17 protein-coding genes are annotated in these 21689 nt (G+C 45.1%); 10 read left to right on the forward strand and 7 right to left on the reverse strand.

Annotated features, from left to right (window positions below):
* The first annotated feature begins 45 nt into the window (after positions 1 to 45).
* Positions 46 to 1455 (forward strand): DegQ family serine endoprotease, encoded by a 1410-nt coding sequence (locus N5P32_RS08765; protein ID WP_265728710.1) that lies wholly within the window; start codon positions 46 to 48, stop codon positions 1453 to 1455.
* 148 nt (positions 1456 to 1603) lie between these two features.
* On the opposite strand, the gene argA is transcribed toward N5P32_RS08765, so the two are convergent.
* A complete protein-coding gene (argA, locus tag N5P32_RS08770; protein ID WP_265728711.1) occupies positions 1604 to 2926 on the reverse strand; it encodes an amino-acid N-acetyltransferase in 1323 nt (440 codons plus the stop codon).
* Positions 2916 to 4091 (reverse strand): acetylornithine deacetylase, encoded by a 1176-nt coding sequence (gene argE, locus N5P32_RS08775; RefSeq protein WP_265728712.1) that lies wholly within the window; start codon positions 4089 to 4091, stop codon positions 2916 to 2918. The genes argA and argE overlap by 11 nt, the downstream gene beginning before the upstream one ends.
* Before the next feature lie 124 nt (positions 4092 to 4215).
* Here argE and N5P32_RS08780 point away from each other — a divergent pair, with 124 nt between their 5' ends.
* The 3 genes from N5P32_RS08780 (at position 4216) to N5P32_RS08790 (ending at position 8493) form a co-directional block, all read left to right on the forward strand.
* Positions 4216 to 5160 carry a CYTH domain-containing protein gene (locus N5P32_RS08780; RefSeq protein ID WP_265728713.1) on the forward strand — a complete coding sequence of 315 codons (945 nt, stop codon included), beginning with the start codon at positions 4216 to 4218 and terminating at the stop codon, positions 5158 to 5160.
* A 51-nt stretch (positions 5161 to 5211) separates the two neighbouring features.
* Entirely contained in the window at positions 5212 to 8142 is a 2931-nt protein-coding gene (gene glnE / locus N5P32_RS08785; protein ID WP_265728714.1) for a bifunctional [glutamate--ammonia ligase]-adenylyl-L-tyrosine phosphorylase/[glutamate--ammonia-ligase] adenylyltransferase, read from the forward strand.
* A gap of 141 nt (positions 8143 to 8283) precedes the next feature.
* Complete coding sequence (locus N5P32_RS08790) at positions 8284 to 8493, forward strand: hypothetical protein (protein ID WP_265728715.1); 210 nt, start codon at positions 8284 to 8286, stop codon at positions 8491 to 8493.
* 91 nt (positions 8494 to 8584) lie between these two features.
* Here N5P32_RS08790 and sbmA read toward each other — a convergent pair whose 3' ends face one another.
* From sbmA to N5P32_RS08810, 4 genes are all read right to left on the reverse strand, one after another.
* A complete protein-coding gene (sbmA, locus tag N5P32_RS08795; RefSeq protein WP_457920482.1) occupies positions 8585 to 9883 on the reverse strand; it encodes a peptide antibiotic transporter SbmA in 1299 nt (432 codons plus the stop codon).
* 215 nt (positions 9884 to 10098) lie between these two features.
* Positions 10099 to 11334 (reverse strand): aspartate aminotransferase family protein, encoded by a 1236-nt coding sequence (locus tag N5P32_RS08800; protein WP_265728716.1) that lies wholly within the window; start codon positions 11332 to 11334, stop codon positions 10099 to 10101.
* 54 nt (positions 11335 to 11388) lie between these two features.
* The gene (locus tag N5P32_RS08805; protein ID WP_265728717.1) at positions 11389 to 12885 is read right to left on the reverse strand and encodes an NAD-glutamate dehydrogenase domain-containing protein; all 1497 of its coding nucleotides are present in this window, start codon (positions 12883 to 12885) and stop codon (positions 11389 to 11391) included.
* Complete coding sequence (locus N5P32_RS08810; RefSeq protein WP_265728718.1) at positions 12860 to 16207, reverse strand: NAD-glutamate dehydrogenase; 3348 nt, start codon at positions 16205 to 16207, stop codon at positions 12860 to 12862. Before N5P32_RS08810 ends, N5P32_RS08805 begins: the two co-directional genes overlap by 26 nt.
* A 295-nt stretch (positions 16208 to 16502) precedes the next feature.
* Here N5P32_RS08810 and N5P32_RS08815 point away from each other — a divergent pair, with 295 nt between their 5' ends.
* The 5 genes from N5P32_RS08815 to N5P32_RS08835 all read left to right on the forward strand — a co-directional run bounded on the left by N5P32_RS08815 (position 16503) and on the right by N5P32_RS08835 (position 20753).
* On the forward strand, positions 16503 to 17522 hold the full coding sequence (locus N5P32_RS08815; RefSeq protein ID WP_265728719.1) for a GlxA family transcriptional regulator: 1020 nt from the start codon (positions 16503 to 16505) through the stop codon (positions 17520 to 17522).
* Between the two features lie 153 nt (positions 17523 to 17675).
* Positions 17676 to 18443: an ABC transporter ATP-binding protein gene (locus N5P32_RS08820; protein ID WP_265728720.1), complete on the forward strand. Its 768-nt coding sequence runs from the start codon at positions 17676 to 17678 to the stop codon at positions 18441 to 18443.
* A 72-nt stretch (positions 18444 to 18515) separates the two neighbouring features.
* Positions 18516 to 19274, forward strand: a complete 759-nt coding sequence (locus tag N5P32_RS08825) for a transporter substrate-binding domain-containing protein (RefSeq protein WP_265728721.1) — start codon at positions 18516 to 18518, stop codon at positions 19272 to 19274.
* 75 nt (positions 19275 to 19349) lie between these two features.
* Complete coding sequence (locus tag N5P32_RS08830; RefSeq protein ID WP_265728722.1) at positions 19350 to 20039, forward strand: ABC transporter permease; 690 nt, start codon at positions 19350 to 19352, stop codon at positions 20037 to 20039.
* 3 nt (positions 20040 to 20042) lie between these two features.
* Positions 20043 to 20753 (forward strand): ABC transporter permease, encoded by a 711-nt coding sequence (locus N5P32_RS08835; RefSeq protein ID WP_265728723.1) that lies wholly within the window; start codon positions 20043 to 20045, stop codon positions 20751 to 20753.
* Between the two features lie 57 nt (positions 20754 to 20810).
* Here the strand turns inward: N5P32_RS08835 and N5P32_RS08840 are convergent, their stop codons facing one another.
* Positions 20811 to 21149, reverse strand: coding sequence for a P-II family nitrogen regulator (locus N5P32_RS08840; RefSeq protein ID WP_110577288.1), 339 nt, complete (start codon positions 21147 to 21149; stop codon positions 20811 to 20813).
* Between the two features lie 235 nt (positions 21150 to 21384).
* Between N5P32_RS08840 and N5P32_RS08845 the strand changes: the two genes are divergently transcribed.
* Positions 21385 to 21657, forward strand: a complete 273-nt coding sequence (locus N5P32_RS08845; RefSeq protein WP_265728724.1) for a hypothetical protein — start codon at positions 21385 to 21387, stop codon at positions 21655 to 21657.
* Positions 21658 to 21689 lie beyond the last annotated feature (32 nt).

Raw genomic sequence — 21689 nt, forward strand, 5'->3', positions numbered from 1 at the left:
CACCTGGCACTGTAATGAATTTGGTAGTCTTAAGGAGACCAATCAATGAACAGATTGCTTAAACACGCCGGCACTGTTGTCATCAGTACGTTTATGATGGCTTCAATGCTTTCTCATGCCGCTTCTTTGCCTGACTTTACCGAGTTAGTAGAAAAAGCGTCCCCCGCTGTTGTGAATATCAGTACGGAACAGACTGTGACCACAAAAACCGCAAATGAAGGCGGTCAGCAATTGGGGCCAAACAGTGAAGAGCTTAATGAGTTCTTTAAACACTTCTTTGGCCAACAACCTTTCGGTCAGCAATCACCGCCACAACAAGGGCAACGTAACTCATTGGGTTCGGGTTTTATTGTTTCTCATGATGGTTATGTGTTGACCAATAATCATGTGATCGATGGTGCGGATGTGATTCATGTTCGTTTGAATGATCGACGTGAGTATTTGGCTAAGTTAGTCGGTACCGATCCACGAACGGATTTGGCGCTGCTTAAAATTGATGCCGACGATTTGCCCATCGTGAAAATGGGGGATTCTGATAAGCTAAAACCCGGTCAATGGGTGTTGGCAATAGGGTCGCCTTTCGGCTTTGATTATACGGTAACGGCGGGCATTGTTAGTGCAACAGGCCGCAATTTGCCGTCGGATAATTATGTGCCTTTTATTCAAACAGACGTGGCAATTAACCCTGGTAACTCAGGTGGCCCATTGTTCAACTTAGATGGCGAGGTTGTTGGTATTAACTCTCAGATCTATACGCGCTCAGGTGGTTTCATGGGGGTATCTTTTGCGATTCCTTCCAAAGTAGCGATGTCTGTAGTGGATCAGCTTAAGAGTGATGGTAAGGTGTCTCGTGCATGGCTCGGGGTATTGATTCAAGATGTCAACAATGAACTTGCTGAGTCTTTCGGTCTAGATCGTCCAAATGGCGCGTTGGTTAGCCGAGTGTTACCCGACTCCCCAGCTGAAAAAGCCGGTCTTAAGTCTGGCGACATCATTCTCAAATTTAATGGTGAATCGATTGCGCACTCTGGGGAGTTGCCTTACATAGTTGGGCAGTTAAAAGCAGGCGATAAAGTGAAAGCTAACGTGTATCGTGACGGTAAAGAGCAAACCATTTCAGTCACATTGGATGCTCGCCCGACAGACCCTAAAATGATGGCTCAGTCTCAGCAAGATCAAAATCGATTGGGAATGATCGTGGGTGAAGTGCCTGCGGACATGGCCAAAAAATTTGAGATTGATGGTGGCGTTGTGATCGAACAAGTACTCGGTGGTACTGCGGCTCGCAACGGTCTACAACAAGGTGATGTGATTACTATGTTGAATGGCAAGCGCATTGCTGGTGTGGCGGATTTCACGGGAATCGCTAAAGACATTCCAAGTGGCCGTTCTGTTCCAATGCGAGTGATCAGACAAGGTTACCCAATGTTTATTCCGTTCAAAATCATTGAGTAATAATAAAATATGAAAAAAGCGGCCAATAGGTCGCTTTTTTTGCTTAAAACTTGTGAGAGTTGCGCAGAGTGAGTCTAAAGCGTTCAAAATGACGACCCAGAACCGAATTGTCTGGGTCGCATGGAAAAGCTCTTTCTACATTGATACGTTACAGCTGTTTCGAGAATATCTTCGAGTTTCGCTGATAATTGTAAAGTGCCTGTTTTTTCGTTGGTAGGCTGCTTAATGTGGTTTCGCTGAACCCTCGTTCAATAAACCAATGTGCTGTTCGTGTTGTTAGCAGGAACAGCATGGAGAGATTCAGGCGTTTTGCGGCTTGCTCTATGCCCTTGAGTAAGCGCTCTCCGCGGTTTGATCCTCGGTAGTCGGGTGATACCGCCAGACACGCTAATTCCCCTGAGTATTCTTGTTCAAACGGATACAACGCCGCACACGCAACAATAGCGCCGTCACGCTCAATGACGATAAAACGGTCTATTTCATTTTCTAATAATTCGCGAGAACGTCTCACTAAAATGCCTTTTTCTTCCAGTGGTGACAGTAGCGCCATCATGCCGCCAACATCATCAATGTGGGCAGGACGAAGTTGCTCGTAGCTGTCTTCGTCGATCATGGTGCCAGAACCTTCTCGGGTGAACAGTTCTTGCAGTAAGCCACCATTTTCATTGTAAGAAATGAGGTGGGCACGAGGTACGCCTTGTCTTACGGCTTGAACGCATGCATCCAGTGCGGCGTGGGTAATGGTGGACAGTGTCTTTTCTTTTAAAATCGCTTCAGCGTCTCTGGTTAGTAGTTCTGAGTACAGTTCGCCGTTGCTCTTAAATACGCCTTCTTCTTCTGCAAAAATGACGAGTTTATCGGCTTTTAATTGAATAGCGGCCTGAATCGCTACGTCTTCGCTTTTGAGGTTAAATACTTCTCCGGTAGGAGAAAAGCCAAGGTGTGGTAACAGCACCATGTTGTCGTCTTCTAACAAGCGAAAGATGGCTTCGGTATCGATGCGGCGAACTTCACCTGTGTGGCCGTAATCAATACCGTCCACAACACCCAGTGGGCGAGCAATAACGTAGTTGCCACTGCAGACTTTCAGCCTCGCTCCGTCCATGGGAGTATTGGAAAGCCCCATTGAAAGCTGTGCTTCAAGCTGAACTCTCACGGCCGCCGATGCTTGAATGATGTCCAGAAGTTGGTCTTGAGGCGTCACCCGATAATCGTCTTCGACGCGACTGACTAAACGTCGATTGGCTAATACTCGGCTGATCTGTGGACGTGCGCCTTGTACTAATACCAAGCGAATACCCAACGAGTCCAGCAAAGCGAGGTCGTGGATGATGCTTGAAAAGTGAGCGCATTCTACGGCCTCACCCGGAATTAATATAACGAAGGTTTTTCCCCTATGGGCATTAATATAGGGGGAAGAATGGCGGAACCAGTCCACATAATTAAATTCTTCAGGCACGCTATTCCTCATTGTTTGGCTCGTTTGTTTGAAGGCAAAAACGCTCGATTAGACCGCGAATTACCTGTTGCATCGGTTGAATTTGATCCAGCGCCATAAATTCATTGGGCTGGTGGGCTTGATCTATTGAACCAGGCCCGAGTATTAGGGTTTCCATTCCCATTTGATTCAGGAAAGACCCTTCGGTAGCAAAAGCGACGGTGGTGGCTTGTCGTTTGGTTAATGTCTCACACGCTTTAATGATATCCGATTCAACGGAGGTATAAAAAGAAGGAACATCAGGAAACAACGAATTTAACTGAATTATGGTTCCTGTTTTCTCTTCGATGCGAGGCAATATCTGAGCAATTTCGGCCATTAGCGATTGATTGCTCATACCCGGTAATGCGCGTAAATCGAACTCAAGTTCGCAACGACCGCAGATCCGATTAGGGTTGTCACCGCCATGAATGCAGCCAAAGTTCATAGTGGGGTAGTCGATCACAAAACTGGCATCGCGATAGTTTGCTTTTAACTGCTGACGAAACACCATTAATTCTGACATGACTTCATGCATGGCATCGAGTGCATTGTTGCCAAGTGATGGATTGGAAGAATGGCCAGCTTGTCCTGTGACTTGGATTCGCTCCATCATGATGCCTTTGTGGGCATACACAGGTGTTAACGACGTAGGCTCACCGATCAAGGCGTATCTTGCTTTGAACTTTTGTTGGTCTACGAGTGCTCTTGCTCCTGACATGGAGCTTTCTTCATCTGCGGTTGCCAGAATAATCAGCGGCTGTTTCACCTTAGAAAGTGACATTTGGCGAACGGTATCCAGCACAATGGCAAAGAATCCCTTCATATCACAGCTGCCCAATCCGTAAAGCTTTTGGTCTCTTTCTTCCAATTTAAAAGGGTCAGATTGCCAGCGGCCTTTATCATAAGGCACGGTATCTGTATGGCCTGCCAATACCAATCCACCCTCGCCCGTTCCGAGTGTGGCGATCAAATTGAATTTGTTCGGCTGGTCCGGTAGTGGCATAACTTCGCATTGGAAACCTTGCGAGCTTAACCAGCTTTCAAGTAACTGAATCACGCCTTTATTTGACTGATCCCAGTGAGCTTGGCTACAACTGATAGAAGGCGAAGCAATGAGTTGTGACATCATACTGATAAGAGAGGGAAGAACGGGCATACGAATGCTCCTTGGAGTAATTACCTAATATTACTACTGTAAGCTAGGCATCTGGTACACTTGCTCGCACATTATTTTTCTTTGTTGTTGGCTCAACAGCAAAGGTTTTAGAGGTTCGTATATTATGGCTACCGAGCTAGAGCTTAAGTTAATGGTTCAGTCTGAGTTTCTCAAGTCGGCAAGTGACTTTCTTGACGAATTTTGTCGATTATCAGACAACGACGATCAATCCCGTCAGCCCACATTGCTGTTAATGAATGCGTATTTTGATACCGAAAACGCCAGTTTGATGCAGGGCGGTATGGCGCTGCGTATTCGCGCTGTGAACAACACGTTTATTCAAACGGTCAAAACGCGTGGAAGTAATCGGATAGGCATGCATGCTCGCGGTGAATGGGAATGGATTCTCCCAAATGACCAATTAGATTTGGCGCTGCTGAAAGAGGTGCCATTACCTGAGCCGTTGCAGGATATGTCATGGAGCAATGAGCTTGTTGAAGTGTACCGTACTGACTTTGAGCGCCAAGTGTGGAACATACAGACCCAAGATAGCAAAATGGAAGTGGTGTGTGATCAAGGTAAAGTGACATCGCCCTACGGTGAGGATTTAATCAGTGAGTTAGAGCTTGAATTGAAGGAAGGTGATGAGGTCGGTTTATACCAATTTGCTTTGCAATTGGCGACACAGGTGCCAGTTCAAGTTAGCGTGGTGTCTAAAGCGCAAAAAGGCGTGCGTCTGAAATACGGTCAAATCGAATTTCCAGAAAAGCCACAGGATATGGCGAACAAAATGACCTTAGCGGCTTACTGGTATGAAGTTTGGTTAGTGTATTGGGAAGCCATGTCTTTCATGAAAGATGAAGCCTTGCTGCAACCGTTCCGTCATTCTATGTCCCAATTAAAAGCCTGTTTGCCAACAGAGCTGGCCAAACAAATCGAGGATTTGGATCAGCAGATAATGCCATATTTGATCGACGAGACGACGGTATTAACGCAGCTGGCTGCGATGAAACCAATTGGTGTAACCATGTTAACGATTGGGCAATGGTTAAACCGTCAAGCCCTTTAACCCCCATTATTGAATGTAAAATAACAAGAAGATTTTGAAAGGAAGCCACTTTTGACCACTCCGCATTTGAACCCACACTACGCGATTTTTTGTGAACAGACTCCGGCTCGATCATTGCTTTTAGAACATATTCAAGACGCGAGAAAAAGACAAAGTCTGGAGGTATTAACGGCTGAGCAGATTGAGTTTTTGGAACCTTTGTGGGTTCTAAGCGACTATTTGCATCAACAACTGGTGCGCTTCCCTCACTGGTTGGACGATTTGTTGGTGTTAACGCATTTGCCTGAATTGCCCTCAAAAGAGGCCATGATGGCCGGTGAAGCATGCTTTCACAAGGCCGCCAGCATTTGCGCTAATGAATCACAAGAGGCGTTAGATGAAGCGGGTTTTATCAAGCGTTTGCGTTTGTATCGTCAATGGTGGATGGTCAGATTGATCGCCTTAGATATTCAGCAGCTACTGCCATTAACTGAGTTAACCTCCCGTTTGAGCGGCCTAGCGGATGCTTGTGTGAATGCCAGTCTGCAATGGACAACGCAGCACTACCTTTCCCTGTATGGTCAAGCGCTCGATGGTCAAGGACTACCGCAATCCATGATTGTGATTGGCATGGGAAAACTGGGCGGGAATGAGCTGAATTTATCTTCTGACATCGATTTGATTTTTGCCTTCCGCGAACATGGTGACACACAAGGTGGTAAAAAAAGCCTGTCTCACCAAGAGTACTTTACAAAGCTTGGGCAAAAGTTGATTCAGCATTTAGATCAGGTGACGGCGGATGGTTTTGTGTTTCGTGTCGATATGCGCTTGCGTCCTTTTGGTCAGTCTGGTGCCTTGGTGCTAAATATGGACTCATTGGAAAACTACTACCAAGATCAAGGCCGAGATTGGGAGCGTTACGCCATGATCAAGGCGAGAGTCATGGCGGGGAACACGCTTGATATTCGTGAATTCGAAGCCTTACGCAAACCGTTTGTGTATCGAAAATACCTTGATTTTGGTGCAATAGGTGCCTTACGGGATCTAAAGCAGATGATTGCCAAAGAAGTGCGTCGTAAAGGCATCGAGCACAACATTAAATTGGGAGAGGGCGGCATTCGTGAAGTGGAGTTCATTGCGCAAGCGTTACAGATATTGCACGGTGGCCGCGATCAGGGGTTGCAAACTCCTGCCTTATTAAAAGTGTTGCCTTACCTTGCTCAGCAGGATTATTTGTCTGAGGAAGAGGAGCAACAATTGCGCGAAGCGTATTTGCTTTTGCGTCGAACCGAGCATGCCTTGCAAGCGGTGAATGACGAACAAACTCAATTGTTGCCCGACGATGAGCGTGCGCGTACTCGCATTGCTTTATTGGTTGGATTTCCTACATGGGAGGCGTTAGATGAGCGCTTGTGGGAAGTTCGTCGCAATGTGCACCGAGCGTTTGTCGCATTAATTGATGACGGTCATGAAAGCAGTGACGAAGTAAAGAGCCAAGAATCATGGCGTTTATTGATCAAGCACCCAGAAGATCGTGACGCAATACAAGACGCCATCGAGTTGATTGAATGGCAAGACCAAGACGCTATTATCAACCGCATATCTCAACTGCTAAGTTCGCGTACCGTGGTATTTATGCAGCCTATTGGCCATGAGCGACTTGCCGTATTTTTAGCCGCCTTAATGGCGACATTACCTGATGAGGCTAACCCTGATCTGGTGCTGGAGCGGGTGTTTCCTATTCTAGAGGCGGTACTGCGCCGTACTGCATATTTGGTGTTGCTGTGTGAGAACCAAACGGCATTGACGCATTTAATTCGTTTGTGTCGGGAAAGTGTGTGGTTTACCCAAGCCATTTCTACCACACCCGCACTGCTGGATGAATTACTTGATGCGAACACCTTGTTTTCGCCGCCAAATAAAACCATGTTGGCAGAAGAGCTTCAGCAAATATTGCTGCGCTTGCCCGAAGAAGACGAAGAAGCGCAAATGGACGCAATGCGTCGCTTTAGACGATCCATCATTTTGCGTATTGCCGCCTGTGATATCACAGAGATATTACCTGTGATGAAAGTAAGTGATCACTTAACGTGGCTTGCTGAAGTGCTTTTAGATCAAGTGCTACAGCAGTCATGGCAATATTTAACCAAAAAGCACGGTTTTCCAGTCAGTCAGGGAGAAGCTTCTTACACCCCGCAGTTAGCGATCATAGGCTACGGAAAGTCCGGGGGCTGGGAATTAGGGTACGATTCTGATCTGGATTTGGTTTTTATTCATGATGCTCAAGCAAACGGAAGTACAGACGGCGATCGCAGTATTGATAACCTGACTTTTTATACTCGCCTTGGCCAGCGCCTTATTCACATGATCACCAGTTACACGGCCGCGGGTCGATTGTATGAAGTGGACATGCGTTTACGGCCTTCTGGTAACTCTGGATTATTGGTGTCCAGTCTAGAGGCTTTTAAAGATTACCAACAAAAGGAAGCGTGGGTGTGGGAGCATCAAGCGTTAACACGTTCTCGTGGTTTGGCAGGCGAGCCGAATTTGTTAGCGAAATTTGAAACGTGCCGTAAAGACATAATTGCTTCCGTTCGTGATCGACAAGCCTTAAAAGCCGAAGTCATTAAAATGCGTGAAAAAATGCGCGATCATCTGGATACGGGTGGAAAAGAAAAAGGCTTTGACCTTAAACAAGGCGCGGGTGGCATTATTGATATTGAGTTTATGGTGCAGTATTTGGTATTGGCTTGGTCGAATCAGCACGCTGAGCTCATGCGATTTTCGGATAATGTTCGTCAGTTGGAAGCGGCGGCTTTCGTTGGCTTATTAGACGCCGAGCAAGCCGAAAAAATGACCGACACCTATACGCTTTATCGTTCGCTGGCGCATCGACTTAGCCTCCAGCAACAGGGACGAGTGGTTCAAAGTGAAGCATTGGCCAGCAACCAAAATTTAATAAGCCAGTATTGGGAGCGATTCGTAAGCGATGAAACGCTGTGAGTGGTGAACGGGTTTAACGAATGGTAAAAATACATTCGTAAAATAGTCTTGTGCTAGCTATACTGTTTCTATTGATGTTTTTTTGAACAAACGATACATGAGCCGCATTCAGTAAAATGATTGCCAACAGGAGGAGGAAACATGCCAAGTGTTAATGGTGTGAGCAGTCCTGAGATGGATTATGCAAGCGAAGCGTACAGCGCCAATTTGGCCAAAGCCGCTCAGCAACAAAAGGCGGAGCAAGATCTTGCCTTACTCGCAGAAGCCGCAAAAAATGTTACGCCAGCCGCAAGCAGTGGTTCGCACACTACAACAGACAACTTAGGCCAGAATATCAATATCAACGTTTGATGGTTGTCCTGAGTTCCCATTACGGAAAATCGATAAAAGCCCCGCTGGAAAACCAGCGGGGCTTTTTTGGAAAATACGTGAGTTCGGAACACTAAAGAGTCTCAGTGGATCGATCGTCTTCTGGCAGTGGTTGATTGTCGATAACGGCTTCAAAGGCTTTCAGACGTTTGTAGATAGAGAGAAGTTCTACAATGGTTGTCCAAGAGTTGATGAGATATTGGAAAGAGTTTTCCACTTGGTTAAACGCATTCAATACACGTTGCATAATGCCCAATGTAAAAGCGCCTGCCACAATAGATGGCGCTAATACGATCAATGGAACAAATTGTCCGACGTTCAAGTAACCATATCGTACTACGTTGAAATATAAGTAGTTTGCATAAAGACGGAAATAATTTTTGCGTACATTCTCAAACAATTCATTGAGGCTAATGGGTGTTGCGCGGTCTGCGTGATCTTCGCCATAGACCAGTTCTTTTCGGTAAGCGGCTTCAACTTTCTGGTTTTTGAATTCCAGTCCAGGAAGTTTTATTCCAGCCAAAGCCAGTAATAATGTGCCAAAAATTGACCACATAATGGCGGTAAATACCAAAGCTTGAGGCACTTCACCGATCAAGGGCAAGGTTTTTACGTAGCCAGAAAGTCCCCATAAAATGGGCAAAAACGCGATCAGCGTCATCACGGATCGAAGTAAGCTGACTCCTAGCCCTTCCACAATAGAGGCGAAACGCATGGTGTCTTCTTGAATACGTTGTGATGCCCCTTCAATATGGCGTACTTGATCCCATTTTGATGTGTAATAGCTGGTCATCGCTGTACGCCAGCGGAATACATAGTGACTGATGAAAAAGTTACTCAATACGGATACAGTGATAGCGACCATGATGATCACGGCAACCGTAGACAATTCAGCGTAATAATCGGCGAGAAAAATGCTATTGGGTTCGGCAAGCGCTTTTTGGATAAGGTCATAAAAGCTGCCGTACCATTCGTTTAGCATAACGCTGACTTGCACTTGAAACCAGGTTATAAAAACAATCAAAGCAGATCCGAGTACAGACCATTTTGCCCATTTCTGGCCGCCAAATAGAATCCAAGCACCAACAAAAATGAGATAGCACAGTATCATGTATTGATAGAGCCATACATCTAATGCTGTGCTTTGCGCGCTTTGAAAAGCGGCTTGAGCTGCCGCATCAGCGCCTTCGGCTAAGGCATCTGGAAAGTGAACGCCAAACACAGAGCCCAAACTTAATGTGGGGCCAATATCTTGAATCACAAAATACCAACCAAGAACACAGGCGAGTGCCCATAGGGCGAAACTTAAAAAGAAAAGTTTGGGTTTAGGAAAAAAGATTGAAACACAGTATCGTTTCTCTATTAGTTGAATGAGTCATAAGCCATTGATTTTCTCAGAGTTGTCCAATGGCACTTTGCCTGAGCTTAAACCACTCAAGTGATAATCACAATCAACTAACCTTTAAGGAATCAGCAAAAAAGGCGATATTTCTATCTGTTAAGGCTGATAACAGATTGAGGTTGGAACATAGATATAAAAAATCGGACCGAAGTCCGATTTTTTATAGAGTATTGATATAAAGACACTTAGCCGATTTGGTTGTTAGCAACCACGGTCGCAATGGCGTTATCAAGACGAGCTAGGCCGTCAGCAATGTCTTGTTCTGTGATGATCAAAGACGGTGCCAAACGCAATACGTTCGGACCGGCAACCAGCACAAACAAGCCTTCTTCTGCCGCGGCTTTAACGATTTCACCCGCTTTGCCAGCTAAGCTATCAATGACTTCTGCACCGATCAAAAGACCCATACCACGAATGTCTTTAAAGACGTGATACTTTTCGTTTAGGGCGGTTAGGCCGGCTACAAAAATATCATGTCGCTTCGCAACGCCACCAAGTACTTCTGGTGTGTCGACGATGTCAATCACGGCTTCTGCAATAGCACAAGCCATTGGGTTGCCGCCATATGTGCTGCCATGTGTACCAAATGCCAAGCTTTTAGCGGCTTTTTCAGTGGCTAACATAGCACCAACAGGGAACCCATTGCCTAAGGCTTTTGCCGTCGTCATTACGTCAGGTTTTACGCCAAGTTGCTCGTAAGCGTACAACGTACCTGTACGGCCAACACCTGATTGTACTTCGTCATAAACCAATAGGGCGTTGTATTGGTCACACAATTCACGAACTTGTTTTGCAAATTCAACGTCTGCCGGAATGATACCGCCTTCGCCTTGAATCGGTTCCATTACAACAGCACAAGTCTTGTCGCTAATGATCGCTTTAAGCTGCTCAATGTCATTGTAGTCACAATGCTTGATGCCACCCGGAGTGGGTTCAAAGCCTTCTTTGTATTTTGCTTGTCCGCCAACAGACACGGTAAACAAAGTACGACCATGGAAGGATTTGTAAAAGGCGATAATTTCGTGCTTTTCTGGGCCAAAATTATCAAACGCGTAACGACGAGCCAATTTGAACGCAGCCTCGTTGGCTTCTGCGCCACTGTTGGCAAAGAAAACACGATCAGCAAAGGTTTTTTCAGTCAGTTTTTTTGCCAATCGTAGTGCAGGTTCGTTGGTCATGACATTGGATAAATGCCAAATTTGTCCAGCTTGCTCACGCATGACGTTGACTAAAGTTGGATTAGAATGACCCAATGCAGTAACCGCGATGCCGCCTGCAAAATCGATGTATTCTTTACCTTCTTTGTCCCATACGCGAGAGCCTTCACCACGCACTGGAATAATTGCAGAAGGTGCATAGTTAGGAACCATGACTTCGTCAAAGGTTGCTCTCGTTACTTGTTGTGCCACTTTACTATCCATCTTAAAAAAAGACCTCTTAAAAATAGGCGGCCGACAGGACGACCGCCTTTTGGTTTATATCAGATTTCTCAACTCGCGAATAGCAACAGTTACCATCGCAAGCGTTAATTCGCTTTCGGCTTTTATTTCACTAAATGCCGCACGGTAATGCTTGATGCTGTCACTGTTAGAATCGCGCCAATGAGTCAAACGTTGTTCCAGCTTTTTGATGTCCGCACTGGATTGAATGACCTCTTGGGTGAGGGTTCTCAAACCATTGTCGACTTCGTCGCCAAGTCCCGCTTTTGCACGGCGTTGCCACATGTCATCGGCAGACAGTTCACCGACTTTGTAACGTAACCAATGCAGTTCTAGATCCATTTCAAGTGCAAAGTAGGTTTGAGCCACATCCAAGACTTCTGTTTCGGTGTTTGAAGCCACTCGAATGATGTCTAGTCCGTAGAATAGGTAGTTGATTGACGACAGTCTTTCCGCTACTTCAGTCGGGATGTTTTGCTCAACCAGACTTGCCGTAATGTCAGCCAAATGTGCTTGGCTGGATTCCGTCAAAATGGCTTGCATGTTTGCTCTGATCACTTCTACACCCGGCTTATATGTGTCTTTTAAGCGCTGGATGGACAAGCTTTCGCGTGTATTACGCAACAACCAAAGCGTTGCGCGTTCTAACAGACCCTGAATACGAATCAGTAAGCTATTCAAGACAGCGTTAGACACAGTGAAGTCTAGGCCGTTGATCGCATCCCAAAGTGCTGGAATACCAAAAATATCCTCTGCCGCCATGTAAGCACGTACCACGTTCAAAGAAGACGCACCGGTCTCTTCTTGCATGTAAGTGGTAAATGTTGGCCCCATACGGTTGCCAAGGTTATTGGTCACGTGGCCTGCGATGATTTCTTGAATCAATGGGTGTGACGCCATTTGGCCGCCGAAGTGCTTCGTCAACTGTGTTGGGAAGTATTCATTGATCTGAGTGGTCAAATCAGAGTCTTCACCAATGCCGTCTTCTACCAATTGCTCGGACAGTTTGATTTTTGAATACGCCAACAAGACAGAAATCTCAGGGCGAGTTAAGCCTTGCGCTTTATTCAAGCGTTTTTTGATTTGCGCGTCACTTGGCAGGTATTCGATTTCACGGTTCAGGCGTCCTTCTCTAACAAGAGACTGGATCAAACGCCAGTGATCGGCAAGGCGTTCAGGCGCTTGCGCATTGGCCAAAGACAACACATGGCTTTGGCCACGGTTATGACGCAATACTAATTTACCCACTTCGTCGGTCATTTCCGCAAGCAAGCTGTTACGTTGTTTCTCGGTTAAGTCGCCGTTTTCTACAACACGGTTCAGTAAGATTTTGATGTTAACTTCGTGATCCGAGCTGTCAACACCCGCCGAGTTATCGATTGCATCCGTGCTGATTAAACCGCCTTTTTGAGCGAATTCGATACGACCTAGCTGAGTTAAGCCTAGGTTGCCGCCTTCACCAACGATTTTGCAACGTAGTTCTTTGCCGTTGACACGCAGCCCGTTGTTAGCACTCGTCGCCCGCATCGGCATGGGATTCGCCTTCGGATTTCACGTACGTCCCGATACCACCGTTCCAAAGTAGATCGACTGGTGCTTTCAAAATAGCATTGATCAAATCGGTTGGCGCCATGGACTTGACGTTACCCTCAATACCAAGCGCTTTACGAATATCCGCATTGATTGGGATGGACTTCGCAGAGCGATTGAAGATACCGCCGCCTTTAGAAATAAGCTCTTTGTTGTAATCTTCCCAAGATGAGCGAGGCAATTTGAACATGCGTTCACGCTCAACAAAAGATGTTGCTGCATCTGGCGTTGGGTCGATAAAGATGTGCATGTGGTTAAATGCAGCAATTAAGCAGGTGTGTTTTGATAACAGCATGCCGTTACCAAATACATCGCCCGCCATGTCGCCGATACCCACAGTGGTGAAGTCCGTTGTTTGGCAATCAATGCCGATCTCTTTGAATTGACGTTTAACGGATTCCCAAGCGCCGCGTGCCGTGATGCCCATTTTTTTATGGTCGTAACCATTAGAACCACCAGAGGCAAAGGCGTCGCCTAGCCAGAAGCCGTATTTCGCAGAAATACTGTTCGCTAAGTCGGAGAAGGTTGCGGTGCCTTTATCCGCTGCGACTACCAAGTACGGGTCATCTTCGTCGTAGCGAAGAACGGAAAGCGGTGGCACCACTTCGTTTTGCACCAAGTTGTCTGTGATGTCTAGCAAGCCACTAATGAACGTTGTGTAGCAATGGATAACTTCTGCTTGAACTTCTTCACGCGATGCGTTCTTTTTCAGTTGTTTGGCAACGAAACCACCTTTTGCTCCAGATGGAACGATAACGGCGTTTTTCACCATTTGTGCTTTTACCAAGCCAAGAACTTCGGTACGGAAGTCTTCCATACGGTCAGACCAACGTAATCCACCACGAGCGACTTTACCACCGCGCATGTGAATACCTTCAACCCAAGGCGCGTAGACGAAAATTTCGAACTTTGGTCTTGGTAGCGGTACCGCTGGGATCAATGACGGGTCCAATTTGAAAGAGACGTAATCTTTGACATCGCCTTCAGCACCAGCTTGGTAGAAGTTGGTACGCAGCATAGCCTGAATCACTGATAGGTAGTGTTTCAGAATGCGGTCTTCGTCCAAGTTTGCCACTTGATCCAATTCAAGATCGATTTTCTCAAGCAATTTTTGAACTTTTTCGTCACGTTTGGTTTCTTGGCTTGGGTCAAATCGTTGTTCGAAAAGTTGAACCAAAAGACGAGCGATGCCCGCATTTTTTTCTAGTGTTTGTTGCATGTATTGCAAAGAAAAAGGCACTTGCAGTTGCATCAAGTACTTGGTTAGCGCACGCAGCATGGTAACTTGGCGCCATGTCAAAGAGGCACTTAATACTAGGGCGTTGAAGCGGTCATTTTCGACACGACGACTGAACACTTGGTTGAATGCGTCTTGGAACGCTTCGCGTTGTGTGTTCTTTTCAAGGTTAACGTCGGCATCAACACTAATAGCAAACTCAACAACCCAAGTATTGGCTGAGCCATCACCATTTTGGTCTAGCTCGTATGGGCGTGCTTCCAGAACTCGCAAACCCATGCACTCCAAAATTGGCAATACATCGGAGAGTATCAGTGTGGTACCTGCACCGTATACTTTAAAGAAATAGTTGTTTTTCGTTTGGCCTACTTGACGGTATATGTGCGTAGAAATATCGCCTTCACCTGCCAATAGACTTAGACGTTCAATGTCTAAAACCGCTGCGTTTGGCGAGAAATCTTCACGGTAAGCAGCAGGCAAATAAGGGACATAGTCATTGAATAAAACGTTGCCGCTTTCTTCGCCATGGCTCTTATGTAATGCCGTTAATAGCTTGTCTTCCCATGAACTCATGGCGTCTTGCATCTTACGCTGAATGTCTTCTGCGTCGATGGTTGGACTTTGTTTTGGATCGGCAATCTGAATGGTGAAGTTGACGCGAGCCAATACAAGCTGAGAAAACTGTACGTTAAATTCTGAGCTGGTGCCGTTGCAAGCTGTCATCAATATGTCTTGCATCTTGATTCGCAGTTCGGTGTTGTACCGATCACGTGGAACATAAACCAAGGCGTTTAGGAAACGACCATAAATGTCTTTGCGCAAGAATACACGCAATTGGCGACGTTCTTGAATGGCCAAGATGCTTTCAATTGTGCTGAACAGCTCTTCGACTGGTGCTTGAAGCATTTCGTCACGCGGGTAGCTGTTTAGAATGTGCTTTAGGTTTTTGCCCTTGTGGCTGTTTGGATCCACGTTGGCTTTTTCGACGATGACATTCAGTTTTTTACGCAATAATGGAATGTCTTGTAAGCGAGCAATGTAAGCCGCAGAAGAGTACAAGCCAAAGAAGCGCCATTCACCAATCACTTTGCCTTTTTTGTCAAAGCGTTTGATGCCTAGGTAATCTAAGTGAACTGGGCGGTGAATGGTTGATACGGCGGTAGATTTTGTAAGAACAAGAATGTTTGAACTGTCTATGGCCAATTTTGCCAAGTTATCTTGCAATACGATGTCGCGTTTTACTTTCTTGTCGTTGATATCACGGAAAGTACCAAGACCTGAGCCGTCTACCAATTTAAGGTGAGTCTCTTCGCCTTCAACCGATAGGTCATATGCGCGGAAGCCAATAAAGGTGAAGTGGTCGTTTGCTACCCAACGCAAGAAATCTAGGATTTCTAGGTGTTCTTCGCTGCCTTTAAGGTGTGCTAACTGCTCAGACTCTACAATGACATCGTTGAGTTTTGCTTTCATCGTTGGCCAGTCGGTGACGGTTTTTTTCACATCGACTAAGCTGTTTAGAAGTTCTTCTTTTATTTCATCCAGCAAATTGATGTCAGATAAACGATCGATCTCGAATCTCATCAAGGCTTCGTGAGAAGTGGATGTTAAATTGATGTTCTGTAGTTCGCCTTTTTTATTGCGGTCAACAGGAACAACAGGGTGTGCAGTTAGGTGAATCGTGTGGCCAAGACGAACCAGCGCCATATTAAAAGACGAGACAAGGAACGGCATATCATCTGTTAGTATTTCAATAACAGTGTGAGTGGATTGCCAGCTGTGTTCCTCGTAGTTCGGATTGTATACACGAACTTTAGGTTGATTCGTTGGGCGTTGTTGAATGAAGTCCCATAGGCAAATGATCGTGCCATATAAGTTTTCAATTGATTCATTCACTAGGTCTTCTGTTAGAGAGTCCTGAAAATAAAGACGGGTTAGTTGAATCAGATTGTTCGCTTCTGCGGCGTTAAAGTTTTCGTTTATTTCGACTTCTACGCGTTCGATTAATTCGTTTTTTTTGTAATCAGTCATTAGAACTCATCCCTCGTGAGTGGTGTTCTTAATAAAACTAGTTGTAAATGCAATTTTGCGAAAGTTTTGGGTTTGGACTCTGGATACGATTATTATGAAAATTCATCTCCTTTGATAGTTGGCAACTTTTCAAATTGCGACACATTGTTACAATGCTTGGTTAATTGGGCTAAAAAAGTCTTGCTCAATACGAAAAAAACCTTTGTTATCCATTTTAAACGAAATAAACTCCTTTTTTGCCTATAGTTCGCAGGATAATATTTTGTACAAGACCGAATTCGCATCAAGAGAAATCATGCAGGCAAGTAAAAAGCCCTTAAAATACGGTTTTTTACTTTTGCCGCAGTATTCTATGTTGGGTTTTTCTTCCGCTATTGAAACATTGCATATGGCAAACTGGGTGGCAGGAAAAGAGCTTTATTCTTTCTGTACTATTAGTCATGAAGAAAGAGAGATCCCTTCTAGTACGGGGGTTACAACCGTTTCTGACTATCTAACCAGTGACGCGCCAAGCGATTTGGACGCCATTTTTGTCTGTGGGTCCTCTCCAGGTATAAAAAACGAAAGTCAGACTTTAGAAAATTGGATAAAAAAACAAGCAAAAAGACAGGTTGGACTGGGCGGTGTCTGCACAGGAAGCTACTTATTGGCAAAAGCCGGCTTGTTGGATGGCTATCGGGCGACGATTCATTGGCGTAGTTTGGCCAACTTAAGAGACGAGTTTTTGCAGACGATTGTTTCGAACCACCTTTTTGAAGTAGACCGAGACCGTTATACTTGCAGTGGTGGTACGGCCGCCATGGACATGATGTTGTTTCTTATTGGTAAGCAGCACGGCATGTCCTTGGCCAGTGGCATATCAGAACAATTTGTGTGTGAGCGGATCCGCACACATGAAGATCCACAGCGCATACCTTTACAAGCTCGAATTGGCACAGGTCAGCCAAAGCTTGTTGAAGCGGTGCAACTCATGGAAGCGAATATTCAAGAGCCTCTGTCGTCTGATGACATTGCGTATCATGTGGGTGTATCACGGCGACATTTGGAACGTCTGTTTAAAAGTAATTTGGACATAGTGCCTTCGCGTTACTATTTGGAGCTGAGATTACAGCATGCCAAACAGCTGATAGTTCAAACAGATAAGGCGATTACGGACATTGGTGTTGAGTGCGGATTTGGTTCTGCGCCCCATTTTAGTACAACCTACAAAGGCTTTTTTAACATTACCCCTCGTGAAGAGCGTAATAAAATCAATGATAAAGCAGCCGCGCCTGTCCAAACGGACAAGAAAAAGAGGCGGTTGTGGAAAAAGTAACTTAAAATACGGGGTGAATTGCTCTTGGCGTGATTCTTGTATTCTGGTTATTACATTGATCGAGCTGTCCTTATTGAATGGGCGTATTCGAATGAGTGCACAGATACTGGATTAAAAATAATAAGTTCACATAAAATAAAGAAGGTAGAAAACATGTCGAAAGTCCCGGCGTTAGAGCTCATTGATATTCACAAAACGTTTGGTGATATCGAGGTGTTAAAGGGTATTTCTTTAAAAGCCTACGATGGTGATGTCATTTCTATTTTGGGATCGAGCGGTTCTGGCAAAAGTACGTTTTTGCGTTGTGTGAATCTGCTTGAAAACCCAACTCGTGGCGATATTTTGTTTAACGGCAATAAGCTGGATTTGATTCAAGGAGAATCCGATTTAGTCGCTGGTAACATGAAGCAGCTTACTCAAATGCGTCAACAGATTGGTTTTGTGTTTCAAAGCTTTAACTTGTGGCCACACATGACCATTTTGCAAAATGTGATGGAAGGCCCGCTTCATGTGTTAAAACGCCCAAAGCATGAAGTGGCAGAATACGCAGAACATTTGTTGCGCAAGGTGGGGATAGCTGAGAAAAAAGACATGTATCCAAACCAGCTGTCAGGTGGTCAACAGCAGCGTGTTGCTATCGCAAGAACATTGGCCATGGACCCGCAGGTTATTTTGTTTGATGAACCAACATCAGCATTAGATCCTGAGCTAGTTGGGGAAGTGTTGGGTGTGATGCGCAATTTGGCAGAAGAAGGGCGCACCATGCTTATCGTTACGCATGAAATGAATTTTGCTCGTGAAGTATCGAGTGAAGTGGTTTTTCTACACCAAGGTGTAGTAGAAGAGAAAGGCACGCCAGATCAGGTATTTGGTGCGCCAAAATCTGAGCGTTGTAAGGCGTTCTTGTCGAGTGTGTTTTAAGTTCAGTGATGCACTTGATGAAAAAAATAAAAGAAAAAATGAATAAATACGCAAATATCTAAGGGGATTGCAATGAAATTGAAAAAAGTAGTTTTGGGATCAGCGTTGTTGCTTGGTGCGGCCTTGTCATCTGTTTCAGTTCAAGCGGCAGACAAAGTGCGCTTTGTAACAGAAGGGGCTTGGGCGCCTTTTAACTTTATTGATGAAGCGGGTAAACCACAAGGTTTCGATGTGGATATCGCTCGTGCTTTGTGTGCCAAAATGGCCGCTGATTGTGAAATTCTTACACAAGATTGGGATGGTCTGATTCCAGGTCTGAAAGTACGTAAGTTCGACGCGATCATTGCGTCTATGTCTATTACTGAAGAACGCTTGAAAGTGGTTGATTTCACTAACAAATACTACTCTGGCGGTTTGCGCTTTATGGGGCGTGTTGGCGAAAAATTTGACCTAACAAACCTTTCTGGTAAAACCATCGGTGCACAGCGTGCAACATTGGGAGCTCAATATTTAGAAGATAACTTCACTGGCATGGCCAATTTGAAGTTTTATGATAACCAAGACAACGTTTACCTAGACTTGGTTTCTGGTCGTTTGGACATCGTATTGTCTGATGAACTTCCGACATACAACTGGTTGAAAACGTCTGAAAGCGGCTCTAAATTTGAATTTAAAGGCGATGCTTTCATGAAAACAGACAACATTGCGATTGCGATTCGCAAGGGCGATGACAAGCTAAAAGCGAAATTGAACAAAGCACTGGATGCGATTTTAGCAGACGGAACGTACCAAAAAATTAACGCTAAGTACTTCCCGTTCTCTATCTACTAAGTGTAGATATTTCTTAGAGTTTCTCGATGCTTTTGCATCGAGAAACTTACTTTAAGCTTACTCTGAGAAACAACTATGATCGATCTTCATGGGTTCGGTGATCAGCTGCTACAAGGGGCTGTTATTACCTTAGAGCTAGCGCTGTCTTCGCTGTTCGTCGGTTTGATTTTAGGACTGCTAGGTGCGTCTGCCAAATTATCCTCTATTCGCGTACTTCGATGGATTGCAAATGGTTATACAACCATTATTCGTGGTATTCCTGAGCTACTAACGGTTCTTATTATTTATTTTGGTGCCACCAGTGTTTTGATGGCCATTGCGAGTGTGTTTGGGTATGACGAATACATTGAGGTTGGTGCATTCGCTGCTGGTGTGACGGCATTGGGCCTAACATTTGGCGCGTACGCCACTGAAGTATTTCGTGGGGCGTTACAGTCCATTCCTAAGGGGCAGCATGAAGCCGCAATTGCATTAGGAATGGGTCCTGTTAGAAAATTTTATCGTATTATTTTACCTCAGGTATGGCGCATCGCTTTGCCTGGGCTTGGAAATTTGTTTTTGGTGTTACTGAAGGATACGGCGCTGGTTTCGGTGGTAGGACTGGATGATATTATGCGCAAGGCGAATATTGCGGTAAGTAGCACTAAACAAGCGTTTTTGTTTTATTTGGTGGCCGCTTTCATGTATCTGGCTTTAACCATTATCTCTATGGCGTTTGTTTCCTATATGGAAAAACGCGCCAGTCGTGGATTAACAAGGGGATAATGTATGGATTTTTCAGTCGTCGTTGAATATTTTCCCCGCTTATTACAGGGAACTTGGGTTAGCCTTCAATTAGTGGTTATATCCATTGTCTTGGGCGGTATCTTTGCATTGCCTATTGCCCTGGCAAGAATCTCTCCCGTTGGTTGGGTGAGAGCGGTGCCTTTTGCATACATCTTTTTCTTTCGCGGTACGCCATTGCTAGTGCAAATATTTTTGGTGTACTACGGCGCATCTCAATTTGATGCAGTGCGTGAAAGTATTTTGTGGCCCATTCTTAGAGAGCCGTTTTGGTGTGCCATTATTGCCTTCACATTGAATACTTCTGCATACACTGCCGAGATTTTTCGTGGGGCGATTCAGGCTATCCCGCAAGGTGAAGTTGAAGCTTGTAAAGTAGTCGGAATGACGAAGTTCCAGATGTATCGTCGCATTTTATTGCCTCGCGCTTTTGGTATTGTGTTACCGGCTTACGGCAATGAAATTATTTTGATGCTAAAAGGCAGTGCTTTGGCCAGTACCATCACTATTTTGGATTTGACCGGTATGGCGCGAACCATTATTGCTAGAACGTATACGCCAATGGAAATTTTCTTAGCGGCTGGGGCGATTTATTTGGTGATTAGTATCGTGATTATTGCGATTTTTCGTCAAATTGAATTGCGTCAAAACCGTTATTTGGGAACCTTGTCTATCAAGGTGCCAGATAAAGGCTGAGAGAATGTTAGATACAAAAAAAGAGGCTAATGCCTCTTTTTTTGTATTCGCATGACGCTAAATTGCTTCCGCGCCGGTTTCACCAGTACGAATACGGATGATTTGCTCTAAAGCAGTAACAAAAATTTTGCCGTCGCCGATTTTGCCGGTGTTTGCACTGTGCTGAATCGCTTCAATGGCGCGCTCAACTTGGTCTGTTTCTACGGCAAGTTCCAGTTTTACTTTTGGTAAGAAATCGACCACATACTCTGCTCCGCGGTAAAGCTCAGTATGGCCACGTTGGCGCCCAAAACCCTTCACTTCGGTGACGGTAATGCCGTTAATACCAATTTCTGAAAGTGCTTCGCGCACCTCATCAAGTTTAAAAGGCTTAACAATGGCCGTAATTAATTTCATTTTGTCTCTCCATACGAATAAAGCATTAATTCATCTAAAAATACCACTCTATTGAAAAAGTCGCCACAAGATCGATGTGTATGATCTATATTTAACAAAAATATACCCCCTATCTGTTGATCTAAATAGGAGAGCTTGAAATGAAAAGAACAACATCAAGCGAGCATTTTAGAGCAAAATCCGACGCTTTTTTTCGGATCTGGCCGCTTTATTGTTCCGAAAAGAGGGAGTGCATTTGGCTAGTGTATCAGCGCCCCAGAGCCTTGCATGCTATCAAACCGTGGATTTAAATCTGTGTTTGCAATTGCGCTTGGTGTTGATTCCATTAACAAATGGGCGTCTGCTTGGGCGGCTGTCTTGGCTTGATCGGCGTGGCGTTGACCATGTTTGCTGTTATGTGAATGAGGCGTTTGATTGCTTGATTATGGCTGCCGATGGGGCCTGGATTAAGCAAGCAAAAAGTGCAGAAAAGCTGTGTATTAATGAGTTTGAAGCCTTGGTTGCCTGATCTAGAGTCTATTAAAAGACTCTAGATCCGTA

It is taken from the genome of Marinomonas pontica (assembly GCF_026191375.1).
In the GTDB taxonomy this organism is placed as follows: domain Bacteria; phylum Pseudomonadota; class Gammaproteobacteria; order Pseudomonadales; family Marinomonadaceae; genus Marinomonas; species Marinomonas pontica.

Bases quoted from the DNA above. Each gene is read 5' to 3' on its own strand.
- N5P32_RS08765 (WP_265728710.1), top strand. From the start codon at position 46: ATGAACAGATTGCTTAAACACGCCGGCACTGTTGTCATCAGTACGTTT.
- argA (WP_265728711.1), bottom strand. From the start codon at position 2,926: ATGAGGAATAGCGTGCCTGAAGAATTTAATTATGTGGACTGGTTCCGC.
- argE (WP_265728712.1), bottom strand. From the start codon at position 4,091: ATGCCCGTTCTTCCCTCTCTTATCAGTATGATGTCACAACTCATTGCT.
- N5P32_RS08780 (WP_265728713.1), top strand. From the start codon at position 4,216: ATGGCTACCGAGCTAGAGCTTAAGTTAATGGTTCAGTCTGAGTTTCTC.
- N5P32_RS08790 (WP_265728715.1), top strand. From the start codon at position 8,284: ATGCCAAGTGTTAATGGTGTGAGCAGTCCTGAGATGGATTATGCAAGC.
- N5P32_RS08800 (WP_265728716.1), bottom strand. From the start codon at position 11,334: ATGGATAGTAAAGTGGCACAACAAGTAACGAGAGCAACCTTTGACGAA.
- N5P32_RS08805 (WP_265728717.1), bottom strand. From the start codon at position 12,885: ATGCCGATGCGGGCGACGAGTGCTAACAACGGGCTGCGTGTCAACGGC.
- N5P32_RS08810 (WP_265728718.1), bottom strand. From the start codon at position 16,207: ATGACTGATTACAAAAAAAACGAATTAATCGAACGCGTAGAAGTCGAA.
- N5P32_RS08815 (WP_265728719.1), top strand. From the start codon at position 16,503: ATGCAGGCAAGTAAAAAGCCCTTAAAATACGGTTTTTTACTTTTGCCG.
- N5P32_RS08820 (WP_265728720.1), top strand. From the start codon at position 17,676: ATGTCGAAAGTCCCGGCGTTAGAGCTCATTGATATTCACAAAACGTTT.
- N5P32_RS08825 (WP_265728721.1), top strand. From the start codon at position 18,516: ATGAAATTGAAAAAAGTAGTTTTGGGATCAGCGTTGTTGCTTGGTGCG.
- N5P32_RS08830 (WP_265728722.1), top strand. From the start codon at position 19,350: ATGATCGATCTTCATGGGTTCGGTGATCAGCTGCTACAAGGGGCTGTT.
- N5P32_RS08835 (WP_265728723.1), top strand. From the start codon at position 20,043: ATGGATTTTTCAGTCGTCGTTGAATATTTTCCCCGCTTATTACAGGGA.
- N5P32_RS08840 (WP_110577288.1), bottom strand. From the start codon at position 21,149: ATGAAATTAATTACGGCCATTGTTAAGCCTTTTAAACTTGATGAGGTG.